Genomic DNA, 16,332 nt, shown 5'->3' with positions numbered 1-16,332 from the left:
CACGCAGACGTGCGCCGTCAGCGAACAGCGCGATTCCGGCGAACAAATCGCCCCGGAAAACGGTTAGTGTCCAAGTAGTGAAGTTCAGTGACGTCACTGGCACCAGCGAGAGGTAAGTACTTATGTCACAGCAATCAGAGGCTCCCCGGATGGCAACTGTCGATCCCGCAGCCCAGGACAACTACATCTACAACCGCCTGCTGAAAGAGCGCATTATCTGGCTCGGCTCTGAAGTGCGTGACGAGAACGCCAACGCCATTTGCTCCCAGCTCCTCCTTCTCTCCGCCGAAGACCCGGAGAAGGACATCTACCTGTACATCAACTCGCCCGGTGGTTCGGTAACCGCCGGCATGGCCATCTACGACACCATGCAGTTCATCCCGAACGATGTCGTCACCGTGGCAACCGGACTCGCCGCTTCCATGGGGCAGTTCCTCCTGTCTTCCGGAACCAAGGGCAAGCGTTACGCCACCCCGAATGCACGTATCCTGATGCACCAGCCTTCCGGCGGCATCGGCGGCACGGCCTCGGACATCAAGATCCAGGCCGAGCTGATCCTGCACATGAAGAAGGTCATGGCGGAACTTACCGCCGAGCAGACCGGACAGACCGTGGAAACCATCCTCAAGGACAACGACCGCGACAAGTGGTTCACCGCCACTGAGGCCCTGGAATACGGCTTCTTCGACAAGATCTCGGCGCACGCCGGTTCTGTAGCTGGTGGCGGCGGTACGGCCAACCAGTCGAACTCCGAGAACTGATCCGGCACCAAAGAACCACTGAAAACCCAGGAGTAAGAACATGAACTACAACTTCGGATGGTCTGCCGGTAACCTCCCGTCCAGCCGCTACGTCCTGCCTCAGTTCGAAGAGCGCACGCCCTACGGCTTCAAGCGCCAGGACCCGTACACCAAGCTGTTCGAGGACCGCATCATCTTCCTCGGCGTCCAGGTCGACGACGCATCGGCCGACGACATCATGGCCCAGCTGCTGGTCCTTGAGTCCACGGACCCGGACCGCGACATCACGTTGTACATCAACTCGCCCGGTGGTTCCTTCACAGCCATGACGGCGATTTACGACACCATGCAGTACATCCGTCCGGAGATCCAGACGGTGTGCCTGGGTCAGGCAGCCAGTGCGGCCGCGGTCCTGCTCGCTGCCGGCACCCCCGGCAAGCGCCTGGCACTGCCGAACGCCCGCGTCCTGATCCACCAGCCGGCCCTTTCCGGCGGCCAGGGTGGCCAGGCATCGGACCTTGAGATCCAGGCTGCCGAAGTCATGCGCATGAGGACCTGGCTTGAGGACACGCTGGCCCACCACTCGGGACGTACGTCCGAGCAAGTCAACAACGACATCGAGCGCGACAAGATCCTGACGGCGGCCGAAGCCATGAGTTACGGCCTGATCGACCAGGTTCTGGACTCCCGGAAGATCAAGCCCCAGGCAATCGCCCGGTAGCACACGGATTACGACGCCGGTGCGGTTCGCGAAATATGGACCGCACCGGCGTTCTGTTTCCACGCAAGCAGCCCATTGTGACCTAGAGTGGATGGTGTCACGGTGGTGCCAACCGCGGCTTGGCCGCACACTTGAGTACGGCGCGGAGCCGCATCACCCGCATGCAACGAAGGGATTCCCACATGGCTCGGATTGGTGAGAGCACGGATCTGCTGAAGTGTTCTTTCTGCGGAAAGAGCCAGAAGCAGGTGCGGAAGCTGATTGCCGGGCCCGGTGTGTACATCTGTGACGAGTGCATCGAGCTGTGCAACGAGATCATCGAAGAGGAGCTCGCGGAAGTCTCCGACCTCGGTAGCTTTGAATTGCCCAAGCCCCGGGAGATCTTCGACTTCCTGCAGGAATACGTCATCGGGCAGGAACCGGCCAAACGGTCACTGGCAGTGGCCGTTTATAACCACTACAAGCGGATCCAGGCGGGCCACGCACCCAAGACCGGCAGTCTGGGGGAGGGCTCCCATCACGAGGATGTGGAGATCGCCAAATCCAACATCCTGCTGATCGGACCCACTGGCTGCGGTAAGACGTACTTGGCACAGACCCTGGCCCGCCGCCTCAACGTACCGTTCGCCGTCGCGGATGCCACGGCCTTGACAGAAGCCGGCTACGTCGGCGAGGACGTCGAAAACATCCTCCTCAAGCTCATCCAGGCCGCCGACTACGACGTCAAGAAGGCTGAACAGGGCATCATCTACATCGATGAGATCGACAAGATTTCCCGTAAGAGCGAAAACCCTTCGATCACACGCGATGTCTCCGGTGAAGGCGTCCAGCAGGCCCTCCTGAAAATCCTTGAGGGTACTGTGGCCTCTGTCCCACCCCAGGGAGGGCGGAAGCATCCGCACCAGGAGTTCATCCAGATCGACACCACCAATGTCCTCTTCATAGTGGCTGGCGCCTTCGCCGGCCTGGAAGACATCATCGGTTCCCGGTCCGGGCGGAAGGGCATCGGATTCGGTGCTCCCCTGAACGAGGTCCGTGACACGGTGGATACCTACGGGGAAGTCATGCCCGAGGACCTGCTCAAGTTCGGGCTCATTCCCGAATTCATCGGCCGGCTCCCCGTTATCACCACTGTCTCGAGCCTTGACCGCCCAGCACTGATCCAGATCCTGTCCACGCCGAAAAACGCCCTGGTGAAGCAATACCAGAAGATGTTCCAGCTCGATGGGGTGGAGTTGCAGTTCGAGCAGGACGCGCTGAACGCGATCGCGGACCAGGCCTTGGAGCGTGGAACCGGAGCGCGTGGCTTGCGGGCCATTATGGAGGAAGTGCTACTTCCGGTCATGTTCGATCTCCCAAGCCGGGATGACATTGCAACGGTGGTCATCACGGCCGATGCGGTTGCGAAGAAGGCCCAGCCGACCATGATCGCCCATGACGTAGTGGCCAAGCGGCGGAATAAGTCCGCCTGAGCCGCCGTTGGCCAAAGGAGGAGCGGTTCTTCAAGGACCGCCGTGACTACCTACGTTTCCACTCTTGTCGAGGAGTTCTTTGTGTCCGAACAGATCGTGTCTGAAGTGACCGCGCCCGAAAACACCGTAAATAAAGCTGATTTCTGGTTCGACCCCGTTTGCCCCTTTGCCTGGATCACCTCGCGTTGGATCGGAGAGGTAGAGCAAGTACGTGGCATCGAGACCACTTGGCATGTCATGAGCCTGTCCGTCCTGAACGAAGGCCGCGACCTCCCCTCCGAGTACCGGGCCATGATGGATGACAGCTGGGGACCGGTCCGCGTGATCATTGCAGCGCAGGAACTCCATGGCAGCAGCTACGTCAAGCCGCTCTATGACGCCATGGGAGAGCAGATCCACCATGAGGGTAATAAAGACCGCGCTTCAGTGATCCAGAAGGCCTTGGCCGAGACCGGGCTTCCTGCCGACCTGGCACGTTTTGCTGAGTCGGACGAATACGACGCCAAGCTGCGCGCAAGCCACGAGGCCGGTATCTCCTTGGTGGGCCAGGATGTCGGGACTCCGGTGGTTGCCGTTAACGGGACCGCGTTCTTCGGGCCGGTACTGACCCGCATTCCCCGGGGCGAGGAGGCCGGGAAGCTGTGGGATGCGACCGTAACGTTGGCCGGTTACCCGCACTTCTTTGAACTCAAGCGCAGCCGCACGGAGAGCCCGGAATTCAACTAGCTGTACCGAAGCGCTACTTCAGGAAGCGCGAGGTCCGGCGGTCGGCCAGGATTTTTCCGTTGGTCTGGCAGTGGGGACAGTATTGGAGGGAGGTGTCCGCGAAGGACACCTCCCTTACTGTTTCTCCGCACACGGGACACGGCAAACCTGTCCGGGCATGCACCCGGAAGTTGCTGCGTTTGGTGTCCTTGAGTTCACTGGAAGGTTTTCCGGCAGCTGCGTTGACGGCGCCAACCAAGACCTCCTGCATGGAGTCATACAAGCGGGCCACTGTGTCGTTGTCCAACGATTTTGCGATGGCGAACGGGGAGATCTTCGCGGCGTGGAGGATCTCGTCACTGTAAGCGTTGCCGATGCCGGCTATGACGCTTTGGCTGCGCAGGAGTCCCTTGATTTGTTGCGGGCTGGACTTGAGGATGGCGGCGAACGCCGCTTCATCGAAGTCGGGGCTCAGCGGCTCGGGGCCAAGCGTCGCGATGCCGGGAACGTCCTGAGGGTCCCTGACCACATAGATGGCCAGGCTCTTCTTTGTTCCGGCTTCGGTCAGGTCCACACCGATGTGGGCGTCATCGCCGGGACGGTGGAACAGCAGCCGCGCCGAAATGTTGCTTTTCCCCATCCGCAATCCAGCGGAAGACGGGTGCTCGGTGTAGCGGACCCAACCGGCTTTGGCCAAATGGAAAATGAAGAAGATTCCGTCCAGATCAAGGCAAACAAACTTTCCCAAGCGCCGCGCCCCCTGGACTGTCCTTCCCTCCAAAGCGCTGTAGGGAGGATCGGCAGTCTTCAGTGCCGAGAAGGAGTTAATGCGCACCTCGGTCAGCGTGGCACCACGGAGTTGGGTGTCCAGGTACATGCACAGGCCGTGCACTTCGGGCAGTTCCGGCATGGACATTACTCTGCCACAGCTAGTTGCTGATGGGCAGGATAACTACAGGTTTGTAGTTCTTTCCAAAGCCTTGTGCATCTTTGTCAGCAGGACAACAATTGTTCTTACCCACTTCGAAAGAAGAGGGACACGGAAACCAAAGATTCAGTGATATGCATCCAAACGCAGCCTTTGGCAAAGTTGGAAGCAAGCTACCAGTGACGAGGTAGGAAGACCTGAAATTCCAAGGATTCCGCCAGACTGTCAAGTCGTCACCGGACAGCCGAAAAGTCGAAGCCCCACCAACGGCAAAACGCTGATGGGGCTTCCCCTTTGCCCAAAATCCGCTGGGCGCACGTGCTGCCTAGGAGGCCGACGTCTCCTCTGCAGGAGCCAGGACGACGTCGCTGACGGTGAGCTCACCTTCACCGGACTGCAGGGTGATTTCCTGCGCGTTGGCTGCCGCCTTCAAGTCACCCAAGCCGGCCTTCAGCTGCGCCACGAGAACCTCGGAAGCCGTGATGGAAGCGGAGAGCACCTCGGTGCGCTGCTTGACCTTTGCCTCGGACTTTGCCTTGCGGATGCCGCTCAGAGCGATACCGACCGTGCCAAGCATGGTGGTGTCGCCGTCGGTGATTTCAAGGGCCGTGGGCCATTCGGCGCGGTGGACCGACCCTGTCCGCCACCAGCCCCAGACCTCTTCCGTAGCGAAGGGCAGGAACGGGGCGAAAAGGCGGAGCAATGAGTCCAGCGTTGTTGCCAATGCAGCCAGGACGGAAGCCTGTTCGGACTCTCCGGCTGCACCGTAGGCACGGTCCTTGATCAGTTCGACGTAGTCGTCGGTGAACTGCCAGAAGAACGACTCCGTGATCTGCAACGCGCGGGCGTAATCGTAGTTATCGAACGCTTTGGTGGCCTGTGCGACGACGTCGGACAGCTGCGCCAGGAGCGCGCGGTCCAGCGGGTTGGTCAGAACCGAGAGGTCCGAGGTCACCACGGAGTTCTCGGTGGCGCCAAGGTTCAGCACGAATTTCGAGGCGTTCAGCAGCTTGATGGCGAGGCGGCGACCGATCTTCATCTGGGCGATCTCGTACGCGGTGTCAGCGCCAAGCTTGGCCGATGCAGCCCAGTAACGCACAGCGTCCGAACCGTACTCGTTCAGCACATCGGTGGGCACCACGACGTTGCCCTTGGACTTGGACATCTTCTTGCGGTCCGGGTCCAGGATCCAGCCCGAGATGGCCGCGTGCTTCCAGGGCGCCCTGCTCTGCAGGGCATCGGCGCGGACGACCGAAGAGAACAACCACGTACGGATGATGTCGTGGCCCTGGGGACGGAGGTCGAAGGGGTAGACCTTGGAGAACAGTTCGTCATCCCGGCTCCAGCCACCCACAATCTGCGGGGTCAGGGAGGACGTCGCCCATGTGTCCAGGACGTCGGCATCTCCAGTGAAGCCATTGGCCTGGTCGCGCTGGGACTCATCAAAGCCGGGGGCAGCATCTGCTGCCGGGTCCACGGGCAGCATCCCATCGGTGGGCAGGATGGGGTTGTCGTAGTCCGGGTTGCCCTGGGCGTCCAGCGGATACCAGACCGGGATGGGCACGCCGAAGAAGCGCTGGCGGGATACCAGCCAGTCACCGTTGAGGCCCGCGATCCAGTTCTCGTAACGGGAACGCATGAAGGACGGGTGGAAGTTGATTTCCTGGCCACGGCCGATCAGGCGCTGGCGGCGCTCTTCGTCGCGGCCACCGTTGCGGATGTACCACTGGCGCGAGGTGACAACCTCGAGCGGCTTGTCGCCCTTTTCGAAGAAGTTCACCGGGTGGGTGATCTTCTTTGGTTCGCCGTCGAGCAGTTCGGCTGCCTTGAGCAGTTCCACCACGGCTTCCTTGGCGGAGAAGGCGGTCTTGCCGGCGATGGCGGCATAGGCTTCCTTGCCGGCCTCTGTGGTGATCCATTCCGGGGTGTCCGCGATGATGCGTCCGTCGCGGCCCATGATGGCGCGGGTGGGCAACTGCAGTTCACGCCACCAGGTGACGTCGGTCAGGTCGCCGAAGGTACAGACCATGGCGATACCGGAACCCTTGTCCGCCTTGGCGAGCGGGTGGGCCTTGACCTCGAGCTCGACGTCGAACAACGGTGACTTCACGGTCTTGCCGAACAGGGGCTGGTACCGCTCGTCGTCGGGGTTTGCCACCAGGGCTGCACAGGCAGCCAATAGCTCGGGACGGGTGGTCTCGATGAAGATCTTTTCGCCGTCTTCGGTGAAGAAGGGGTAGCGGTAATAGGCGCCGGGGACTTCGCGGTCCTCAAGCTCTGCCTGGGCCACGGCGGTACGGAACGTGACGTCCCACAGCGTGGGGGCTTCGGCCATGTAGGCGTCACCGGCAGCCAGGTTGGCCAGGAAGGCGCGCTGCGAAACGGCACGGGAGGTGTCATCGATGGTGCGGTAGGTCAGGTCCCAGTCGACGGACAGGCCGAGGGTCTGGAAGAGGTTTTCGAAGACTTTCTCGTCCTCAACGGCCAGTTCCTCGCACAGTTCGATGAAGTTCTGGCGCGAAACGACGTCGAAATCGCGCTGGTTCTTCGCAGGCTGGGCAGGCGGGCGGTAGTCGGCGTTGTAGGGGATGGCGGGATCGCAACGAACACCGTAGTAGTTCTGGACACGGCGCTCCGTGGGCAGGCCGTTGTCGTCCCAACCCATGGGGTAGAAGACGTTCTTGCCGGTCATCCGCATGTAGCGGGCCTGGACATCCGTCTGGGTGAAGGAGAACATGTGGCCCACGTGGAGCGAGCCGGATGCGGTCGGCGGGGGAGTGTCGATCGAGTAGACCTGCTCCCGGGTGGTATCCGGATTGAACTTGTAGGTTCCCTCTTCCAGCCAGCGCTGCGTCAAGGCAGCCTCAAGGCCTTCAAGGGCCGGCTTGTCGGGGACGTTATTGGGGGCGGTGGCGGGCGTGTCTGTACCCTGCGTTGATTCAGCCATGGACCAATTGTTTCATGGCCTGGCGTTACAACCCGCCGTGGGCAGCCGCCGAACGCCCGATAGGGTTGTGCCATGACTTTGGCAGCGCACAGCACCCCCGCAGCAGAGAACAAGACAGCCGTCGTCACGGGCGCCAGCACCGGAATCGGCGAGGCAACCGTGAGGGCCCTGGCATCGAGCGGATGGAAGGTGTTCGCCGTAGCCCGACGGGCAGACAGGATCGAGGCCCTGGGCGGTGAGACCGGCGCCGTGCCGTTCCCGGCAGACATCACGAACGACGACGACGTAGCGGCCCTTCTCGCGGCCGTCACCGAGGCCGGGGGTGCTGACACGCTCATTAACATCGCCGGCGGCGCAAGGGGCGCCGACACTATTGCCAACGCGGACACCGAGGACTGGGAATGGATGTACCAGGTCAACGTTCTGGGCACCATGAAAATCACCCGGGCTTTCCTGCCCATGCTGCGCGGGACCGGCGAAGGCACGGTCCTGAACCTCACCTCCACTGCCGGGCTCTCAGCCTACGAAGGCGGCGGGGGCTACAACGCCGCCAAATTCGCCCAGCACGCCATGACCAACGCGCTGCGGCTTGAGGAAGTGGGCAACAACGTCCGGGTCATCGAAGTGGCTCCCGGCTTGGTGTACACCGAGGAATTCGCGCTGAACAGGCTCGGCGACAAAGAAGCGGCAGCAAAGGTTTACGCCGGCGTGGAAAAGCCCTTGACGGCCGGCGACGTTGCCGACGTCGTCAAGTACGCGGTCTCGCTGCCGCACCATATCAACCTGGACCAGATCGTTGTACGTCCGGTGGCCCAGGCAGCGAACCACAAACTGATCCGCAAGCAGGACTAGCCCGCGGGGACACCAAGGGTGGCGAGCACGGCGGCGTGGTCTGAACCCGGCACTTTCTGGACCTGGTAGCCACTGCTGCTGATCCGGGGGGAAGTGACCAGATGGTCCAACACCGTTCCCGGGAGCGGCGGGCCCTCCATGGGCCATGTGGGGGAGAACCGCGCCGCCGCTGCCGTTCCCACATCTACCAGCTTGGTTCCTTCAGGCCCGGAGTCCAGCATTTTCCGGAATTCCGCGTGGTCGTAGGAAGCATTGAAGTCACCCATCAGCAACTGGGTACCCGCGCTTGCCGCTTGGCGGCCGATCTTGGCCAGATCACTGCGCCACTGTTCGATCCTCTCGTCCACCGGCGGCAAGGCATGGACGTTCGTCAGATTCAGTGCCGACTTGGCGCCCGACCCTGCATCAGTTATCAGGACTCGCGTGACTGCCATATGGAACGGAGTGTCGGGAAGAAGCCCATCCGGCTCAAGTGGGAACGCCGAGTAGACGGCGCCACCACCGGCATCGTCACGGGGCTCGCTGACGCGGTGCGGGAGGACATCCTCCAAACCTGCGGCCTGAAGTCCGTTCTCCAACCGCTGCGTGTGCTCCTGCAGCGCCAGGAGCTGGACGCCGTTCTCCCGGACCAGCCGCACGATGGTTGCGGGATCGGCCTCGCCATATTCGGTGTTCAGGCTCATGACCTTCACCGAAACAGTCGGCGTCCCCGCAGGCAGCACTTCCGGTTTGCCCGCGTCCAAAGGAAACAGCCAGAACAACTGGGCCGCCAGCAGGGCCGCCGTCGTGAAAATGACCCACAGCCGGCGCCCGACCACGGCGAGGAGCAGTGCCAGGGCCGCCGGGATGAGAAGCCAAGGCGTGAACGCCAGCAACTGAACCACAGGCAAAGGCCATTCGGCAGGGACCGCCCGGAACAGGCAAACCCCCGCTGTGGGAACCGCGACAATCAGCGCAAACACCGTCCACGCAAGGGAGGGGCGGTGTCGGGCGGGGCTTCCGGCCTGCAGGGCAGGTGCGTGGTTGGACATGGACCCGAGTCTAGGCAGCCCCGGACCCGAAGGCCGTCCTCCTCAGGGATGACTCTGCAAGTGGAGCAGGAAGCCCGGCTGCCGCTAGACTAAAGGGACCAGCGTCGACCCGGCCATCACCGGTGAGCTTCCGGAAGAACCGCAATGACTGCCCGCAAGGCATGCAGTGCCCAGTAGAACCGGACGGGTAAGCCCGTCACAGCAGTAATGAGAGGCCGGAACCCTGTGTTTCGGTAAGTGAGGTGGTACCGCGGTACCTGTTCTGCCGACAGGCAGAACAGAAGCCGTCCTCGCATCCTGACAGTCAACCAGCTATCACAGGATATGAGATGACCCACTACCCCAAGGCCTCAGCGTCTTCGTCCGGCGCGCACGGCGTGTCCGCCTCCGTGAAGTTCCCGGAAATCGAAGAGCGCATCCTCAAATACTGGGATGAAGACGGCACCTTCCAGGCCAGCATCGACCAGCGCGACGCCGGTCAAGACGGCAGCAACGAGTTCGTCTTCTACGACGGACCTCCCTTCGCCAACGGACTCCCGCACTATGGGCACCTGCTGACCGGCTACGCCAAGGACCTCGTGGGTCGCTACCAGACCCAGCGAGGCAAGCGCGTCGAACGCCGCTTCGGCTGGGACACGCACGGCCTCCCCGCGGAGCTCGAAGCCATGAAGCAATTGGGCATGACCGACAAGACCCAGATCGAAGCCATGGGCATCGACAAGTTCAACGACGCCTGCCGCGCCTCGGTCATGAAGTACGCCAACGAGTGGAAGGCCTACGTTACCCGCCAGGCCCGCTGGGTTGACTTCGAGAACGACTACAAGACACTCAACGTCGAGTACATGGAGTCGGTCCTCTGGGCCTTCAAGCAGTTGCACGAGAAGGGCCTGACCTACAACGGCTACCGCGTCCTCCCGTACTGCTGGAAGGACGAGACGCCCCTGTCCAACCACGAACTGCGCATGGACGACGACGTCTACAAGAACCGCCAGGACCAGACCGTCACGGTCACCTTCCCCCTCAAGGCAGGGGAGTCCGAGGTTTCCCGGGAGCTCGTAGGCGTGCAGGCGCTCGCCTGGACCACCACCCCCTGGACGCTTCCGACCAACCTGGCGCTCGCCGTCGGGCCTGAGATCAGTTATGCCGTCCTGCCTGCTGGACCCAACGGCGTCAAGGCCGCTTCCGCTGAGGCGCCGGTGACCGGCAGCTTCCTGCTGGCTGCTGACCTTGTGGGCTCTTACGCCAAGGACCTTGGGTACGACGACGCTGCTGCCGCCACGGCCGCTGTAACAGGCACCTACACGGGCTCCCAGTTGGAGGGCCTCGAATACGAACCGCTGTGGAACGACTTCGCTGACACCGAGAAGTACGGCACCCAGAACGCCTGGCGCATCCTTGTGGCGGAGTACGTCACCACCACAGACGGTACGGGCATCGTCCACCAGGCTCCCGCCTACGGTGAGGATGACCAGAAGGTCTGTGAAGCAGCGGGAATCCCCGTTGTCCTGTCGGTGGATGAGGGCGCCAAGTTCCTGCCGCTGTTCGCCCATGGTGAGCTCGCCGACATCGTGGGCCTCCAGGTCTTCGACGCCAACAAGCCCATCACCCAGGTGCTGCGCGCCGATGGCCGCCTGGTACGCCAGGCCAGCTATGAGCACAGCTACCCGCATTGCTGGCGTTGCCGCAACCCCCTGATCTACCGGGCGGTCTCCTCCTGGTACGTGGAGGTCACCAAGTTCAAGGACCGCATGTCCGAGCTGAACCAGGAGATCAACTGGATCCCCGGCAACGTCAAGGACGGCCAGTTCGGCAAGTGGCTCGACAACGCCCGCGACTGGTCCATCAGCCGCAACCGCTACTGGGGTTCGCCCATCCCGGTGTGGCAGTCCGATGACCCCGAGTACCCGCGCACGGACGTCTACGGCTCCCTGGCCGACCTCGAAGCCGACTTTGGCCGCCTGCCCGTTAACAACGAGGGCCAGGTGGACCTGCACCGGCCCTTCATCGACGAGCTCACACGCCCGAACCCGGATGACCCCACGGGCAAGTCCACCATGCGCCGCGTCGAGGACGTGCTGGATGTGTGGTTCGACTCCGGTTCGATGCCCTACGGCCAGGTGCACTACCCGTTCCAGAACGAGGATTGGTTCGACACCCACAATCCCGCGGACTTCATCGTGGAGTACATCGGCCAGACCCGTGGCTGGTTCTACATGCTTCACATCCTGTCTACGGCACTGTTCGACCGGCCGGCTTTCCGCAACGTGATCAGCCACGGCATCGTACTGGGTTCCGATGGCCAGAAGATGTCCAAGAGCTTGCGGAACTACCCGGATGTCTCCGAGGTCCTGGACCGTGATGGCTCCGACGCCATGCGCTGGTTCCTGATGTCCAGCCCCATCCTCCGTGGTGGAAACCTGATCGTCACCGAGCAGGGCATCCGCGACGGTGTCCGCCAGGTCATCCTTCCGCTTTGGAATGTGTACAGCTTCTTCACGCTCTACACGAACGCTTCCAATGGCGGGGAAGGCTACGATGCCAAGCTTCGTTACGACGGCTACTCGGACACGCTGGACCAGTACCTCCTGGCCAACACCGGTGACCTCGTCCGCAAGGTCACCGAAAGCCTGGACACCTACGACATCTCCGGCGCCTGCGATGAACTTCGCAGCTACCTGGACATGCTCACCAACTGGTACGTCCGCCGCAGCCGCCAGCGCTTCTTTGACGAGAACGTCGACGCCTTCGACGCCCTCTACACGGCACTGGAAGCTGTGTGCCGAGTGTCGGCATCACTGCTGCCGCTCGTCTCGGAGGAGATCTGGCGGGGGCTGACAGGTGGCCGATCCGTGCACCTGGCTGACTGGCCCGAAGCTTCGCTGTTCCCGTCAAACCCGGGTCTGGTGGAAGCCATGGACCGTGTACAGCAGATCTGCTCCACCGGTTCCAGCCTGCGCAAGGCCGCGAACCTGCGTGTCCGCCTGCCGCTGCAGGAACTGACTGTTGTGGCACCGGGGGCAGATGCGCTGGAAGGCTTCGCCGCCGTCGTCGCCGATGAACTCAACCTGCGGTCGGTGCGGCTGCTGGACGCAGCCACGGCCTCACCCGAGGAATTCGGCATCGAGCAGAAGCTCGTGGTCAATGCCCGTGCCGCCGGTCCGCGCCTGGGCAAGAACGTCCAGCAGGCCATCAAGGGTTCCAAGTCCGGCGACTGGTCGGTCAACGACGCCGGTGTGGTCGTTGCCGGCGGCTTGGAACTTGAGCCACAGGAATACACGCTGGAAACAGTGGTTTCGGACTCGGTCGACGGCGGTTCGGCTTCGGTTGCGGTGCTGCCAGGAGGCGGGTTCGTGGTCCTGAACACCGAGGTCACGCCCGAACTCGCGGCCGAGGGGCTCGCCCGGGATATGGTCCGTGCCATCCAGCAGGCACGCAAGGATGCCGGCTTCAATGTGAGCGACCGTATCAAGACCACGGTGGAAGCACAGCAGGACGTCGTGGAAGCCCTTAAGGCCAACGCCGGGTTGGTCAAGACCGAAACCCTGACCGTGGAACTCGACGTCCAGGTTTCGGATGCGGGAGAACCGCAGATCACCGTAGAGAAGGCAGGGGCCTGATCCATGACCGACGAATTCTCCGTCGAGAGCGTCTACGCCGAGCTTTTGGGCCGCGCGCCGGAAAACAAGATGGAACCGCGCCTTGCGCCGCTGTTCCGCGCCATGGATGTGCTGGGGGAGCCGAACAAGGCCTTCCCGATCATCCACATCACGGGCACCAACGGAAAGACCTCCACTGCCCGGATGATTGAAGCCGGTTTGCGCGCCCACGGGCTCAGCACGGGCCGCTACACCAGCCCACACCTGTCCAAGGTGACCGAACGGATCAGCATCAACGGTGAACCCGTTTCCGATGACACTTTCGTGCGGATCTGGGACGAAATCCGGCCGTACCTCGAGATCGTGGACAACGAACTGGTAGCTGAAGGCCAGCCCAGGCTGACGTACTTCGAGTGCGTCACCATCCTGGGCTTCGCCATCTTCGCGGACCAGCCTGTTGATGTGGCCGTGATCGAAGTCGGTCTTGGCGGCATCACCGACGCCACCAACGTCGGTGACGGCCAGGTCTCGGTCATCACTCCGATTTCGCTGGACCACACCGACCTCCTGGGTGACACCACCGAAGACATTGCCTACGAGAAAGCCGGCATCATCAAGGCCGGTGGCTTCCTGGTCAGCGCAGCCCAGCCAGTGGATGCGGCGCAGGTCCTGCTGGAAAAGGCTCGCGAAGTCGACGTGCCGTTCCGCTTCGAGGGAGTCGAATTCGGCGTCGAATCGCGCAGCGTCGCTGTGGGTGGGCAGGTGGTGACCATCCAAGGACTCGCTGGACGCTACGAAGACCTGCTGCTCCCGCTCCATGGTGCCCACCAGGCCGAGAATGCAGCTGTTGCCGTGGCTGCCTTGGAAGCCTTTTTCGGGGGCGGCGAGAAGGAACTCGACGCCGAGGTGCTTCGCGAGGCCTTCGGCACCGTGACCTCGCCCGGCCGCCTGGAAGTTGTCCGGACCGCGCCGACCATCGTGGTCGACGCAGCCCACAACCCCGACGGCATCAGGGTTTCGGCTGAGGCCATCCAGGAGGCTTTCAGCTTCAGCAAACTGGTGGTGGTGGTGGGCGTCCTGCGTGAAAAGGACGCCGAGGAAATCCTGAAAACACTCAAGGATTCACTGGGGGATCTCGCCGAGGAATTCTGTTTCACCCAGTCCACCTCGCCACGGGCCGTTCCTGCCGCCGAACTGGCGGAGCTCGCCGTCGACCTCGGTTTCGGTGAGGAAAACGTGCACATCGCCGAGAAGCTCGACGACGCCATTGAGTGGGCCGTTGAACGTTCCGAATCGAACGACGACCTCGCAGGCGGAGTGCTGGTGACCGGTTCCATCACGGTGGTGGCGGAGGCCCGGATCCTGCTGGGAAAGGCGGGTGCCTAGCATGGCGAAAATGACCAAGGCACAGCGTGAATGGCGCCCCGGCATGCCGAAAAAGCGCCGCTCCACCAAAGTGATGTTTGCATCCACGGTGCTGCTGCTCGAAGCCTTCGTTGCCTTCTTCGGCACGCTGGCGGTGTTTGGCCTGAAGCGCGGCGAAGTGGAACCCGGCATTATCCTGGGAGTCGGAATTGCCCTGAGCGTGGTGCTGGTTCTCGCCTGCGCCGTGTTGTCCAAGCCGTGGGGCATCGCCCTGGGGTGGGTACTTCAGATCGTGCTCATTCTGACCGGCCTGGCAGAACCCATGATGTTCATCGTGGGTGTCCTGTTCGCCATCTGCTGGTGGTACGGGATCCGCGCCGGCATGAGGATTGACCGCGAGGTGGCCCAGCGCGACCGTGAGCAGGCCGAATGGGACGCGGCCCACGGTGACCAAGCTGGTCCGCAAACCCCGTAAACTGGCTGGGAAACCACCGAACACTTCACATTGGAGCAACTGTGAGCATTGAACGGACCCTTGTCCTGGTCAAGCCCGACGGCGTCGCCCGCAACCTGGGCGGCAGCATCCTGGCCCGCATCGAAGCCAAGGGCTACACCCTGGCCGAATTGAAGAAGGTCAACGCCACCCGCGAACTGCTGGAGCAGCACTACGAGGAGCACGTGGGCAAGCCCTTCTACGAGCCGCTGGTTGAGTTCATGCTGAGCGGTCCCGTCATCGCTGCGGTCTTCGAAGGCCACCGCGTTATCGAAGGCTTCCGCTCCCTCGCCGGGACCACGGACCCGACGACGGCGGCACCGGGCACCATCCGCGGCGACTTCGGCCGCGATTGGGGACTGGCAGTCCAGCAGAACCTGGTCCACGGCTCCGACTCCGTTGAGTCGGCTGAGCGCGAGATCAAGATCTGGTTTGCAAGCTAAAAAAGGCTTCACCGAAATGACAGTTAAGGCCAATGTTCGATACGAACATTGGCCTTAACTGTCATCTCGCGGTGGTTTAGAGGTGCTCAGTAGCCCGACGTCCCGGCGAAAACGTGGATGAAGGCAAAGAAAATGGTGGCGACGACGGCGACGTACAGCAGCGCCACGACGATCCAGCCGGAGTCACCCAGCAACTTGGCCAGTGACGGCGGTGCCTTGATCATGCCGTGGACAATGTTGCGGATGGTGACCCAGACGAACATGGGGATCATGACGGCCCATACGATCATGCAGAACGGGCAGAGCACATTGATGGCATAGAGGGCTTGGGACCACAACCACACCACGAAAGCGAAGCCAAGGGTCACACCCCCCTGGAGGCCCAACCAGTAACCGCGCGAGAACCTGGCACCCGACAACAAACCCACTGCAGTGGTGATGATGACCGCAAAGGCAACAATGCCGATGAACATGTTGGGGAACCCGAACAGTGAACTTTGCCACGTCTTCATCACGGTTCCGCAGGAAACCCAGGGGTTCACATCGCAGGCAGTGACGTGGTTGGGGTCCTCAAGCACCTGGAGCTTCTCCAGGACCAAGGCGCCGGACGCCAACCAACCGATGGTCCCGGTAATCAGCAGGAGCCATGCGAAAGGCTTGTCGCGGACAAACTTGGGCAACGTTTCCCGGGGTGTGGACGATTCCTCCACGGGGGTGAAGGCTTTCTTGGCCAGGTTCTCCCTGGCAGTGCTCGGCATCGTGGATCTTATCCTTTTCGACAGTGTGCCCGGCAGCCCGGGAAGTGCTCTTGGGAGGATTGTAACGCCGGAGGCTGGGGGAGTCGCCCAGCTTTTCCCCACCGGTGCGACACAGCACCCTAGCGGGCAAAGTCGTACGGGTGTGAGAGAATGAACATGGCTGGAAGCCGACCCACATTCGGATTCCGGTCCGGTGACTTGTTCCCAAGACCGCCAGCATGAGCTGGGCATGCCAGGATCACGTCGATCCTCGGTAGGCCCGCCATGACAATGGACGGCAC

General features: G+C 62.3%; 13 protein-coding genes. 9 read left to right on the top strand and 4 right to left on the bottom strand.

Going from position 1 to position 16,332, the window contains the following annotated elements:
- The first annotated feature begins 149 nt into the window (after nt 1-149).
- The 4 genes from ACFUOZ_RS03655 to ACFUOZ_RS03640 all read left to right on the top strand — a co-directional run bounded on the left by ACFUOZ_RS03655 (nt 150) and on the right by ACFUOZ_RS03640 (nt 3,659).
- Complete coding sequence (locus ACFUOZ_RS03655; RefSeq protein WP_315973345.1) at nt 150-761, top strand: ATP-dependent Clp protease proteolytic subunit; 612 nt, start codon at nt 150-152, stop codon at nt 759-761.
- 40 nt (nt 762-801) lie between these two features.
- Nucleotides 802-1,461 carry an ATP-dependent Clp protease proteolytic subunit gene (locus ACFUOZ_RS03650; RefSeq protein ID WP_144659025.1) on the top strand — a complete coding sequence of 220 codons (660 nt, stop codon included), beginning with the start codon at nt 802-804 and terminating at the stop codon, nt 1,459-1,461.
- Nucleotides 1,462-1,643: 182 nt separating this feature from the next.
- A complete protein-coding gene (gene clpX / locus ACFUOZ_RS03645; RefSeq protein WP_377544856.1) occupies nt 1,644-2,933 on the top strand; it encodes an ATP-dependent Clp protease ATP-binding subunit ClpX in 1,290 nt (429 codons plus the stop codon).
- 81 nt (nt 2,934-3,014) lie between these two features.
- Nucleotides 3,015-3,659: a DsbA family protein gene (locus ACFUOZ_RS03640; protein WP_377544980.1), complete on the top strand. Its 645-nt coding sequence runs from the start codon at nt 3,015-3,017 to the stop codon at nt 3,657-3,659.
- A 13-nt stretch (nt 3,660-3,672) separates the two neighbouring features.
- Here the strand turns inward: ACFUOZ_RS03640 and ACFUOZ_RS03635 are convergent, their stop codons facing one another.
- Nucleotides 3,673-4,548, bottom strand: a complete 876-nt coding sequence (locus ACFUOZ_RS03635; RefSeq protein ID WP_377544854.1) for an Fpg/Nei family DNA glycosylase — start codon at nt 4,546-4,548, stop codon at nt 3,673-3,675.
- A 343-nt stretch (nt 4,549-4,891) separates the two neighbouring features.
- The gene (gene valS / locus ACFUOZ_RS03630; RefSeq protein ID WP_377544852.1) at nt 4,892-7,513 is read right to left on the bottom strand and encodes a valine--tRNA ligase; all 2,622 of its coding nucleotides are present in this window, start codon (nt 7,511-7,513) and stop codon (nt 4,892-4,894) included.
- Between the two features lie 72 nt (nt 7,514-7,585).
- Here valS and ACFUOZ_RS03625 point away from each other — a divergent pair, with 72 nt between their 5' ends.
- Entirely contained in the window at nt 7,586-8,365 is a 780-nt protein-coding gene (locus tag ACFUOZ_RS03625; RefSeq protein WP_377544850.1) for an SDR family oxidoreductase, read from the top strand.
- Here ACFUOZ_RS03625 and ACFUOZ_RS03620 read toward each other — a convergent pair.
- Nucleotides 8,362-9,396 (bottom strand): endonuclease/exonuclease/phosphatase family protein, encoded by a 1,035-nt coding sequence (locus tag ACFUOZ_RS03620; RefSeq protein WP_377544847.1) that lies wholly within the window; start codon nt 9,394-9,396, stop codon nt 8,362-8,364. The two genes, ACFUOZ_RS03625 and ACFUOZ_RS03620, sit on opposite strands and share 4 nt — an antisense overlap.
- Nucleotides 9,397-9,725: 329 nt before the next feature.
- On the opposite strand from ACFUOZ_RS03620, the gene ileS reads away from it, so the two are divergent.
- Genes ileS through ndk form a run of 4 tightly spaced genes read left to right on the top strand, consistent with a single transcriptional unit; the run spans nt 9,726 to nt 15,293 of the window.
- Nucleotides 9,726-13,013, top strand: coding sequence for an isoleucine--tRNA ligase (ileS, locus tag ACFUOZ_RS03615; protein ID WP_377544843.1), 3,288 nt, complete (start codon nt 9,726-9,728; stop codon nt 13,011-13,013).
- A 3-nt stretch (nt 13,014-13,016) separates the two neighbouring features.
- On the top strand, nt 13,017-14,378 hold the full coding sequence (locus ACFUOZ_RS03610; RefSeq protein ID WP_377544841.1) for a bifunctional folylpolyglutamate synthase/dihydrofolate synthase: 1,362 nt from the start codon (nt 13,017-13,019) through the stop codon (nt 14,376-14,378).
- A 1-nt stretch (nt 14,379) separates the two neighbouring features.
- A complete protein-coding gene (locus ACFUOZ_RS03605) occupies nt 14,380-14,832 on the top strand; it encodes a DUF4233 domain-containing protein (protein ID WP_377544839.1) in 453 nt (150 codons plus the stop codon).
- A gap of 41 nt (nt 14,833-14,873) precedes the next feature.
- Entirely contained in the window at nt 14,874-15,293 is a 420-nt protein-coding gene (ndk, locus tag ACFUOZ_RS03600) for a nucleoside-diphosphate kinase (RefSeq protein ID WP_363931726.1), read from the top strand.
- An 86-nt stretch (nt 15,294-15,379) separates the two neighbouring features.
- On the opposite strand, the gene ACFUOZ_RS03595 is transcribed toward ndk, so the two are convergent.
- A complete protein-coding gene (locus ACFUOZ_RS03595) occupies nt 15,380-16,051 on the bottom strand; it encodes a vitamin K epoxide reductase family protein (protein WP_377544837.1) in 672 nt (223 codons plus the stop codon).
- Nucleotides 16,052-16,332 lie beyond the last annotated feature (281 nt).

It is taken from the genome of Paenarthrobacter sp. NPDC057355 (assembly GCF_042667405.1).
Classification (GTDB): Bacteria; Actinomycetota; Actinomycetes; order Actinomycetales; family Micrococcaceae; genus Arthrobacter.
Note: the sequence above shows the minus strand (reverse complement) of the source record. Positions and strands in the feature narration are given on the sequence as shown.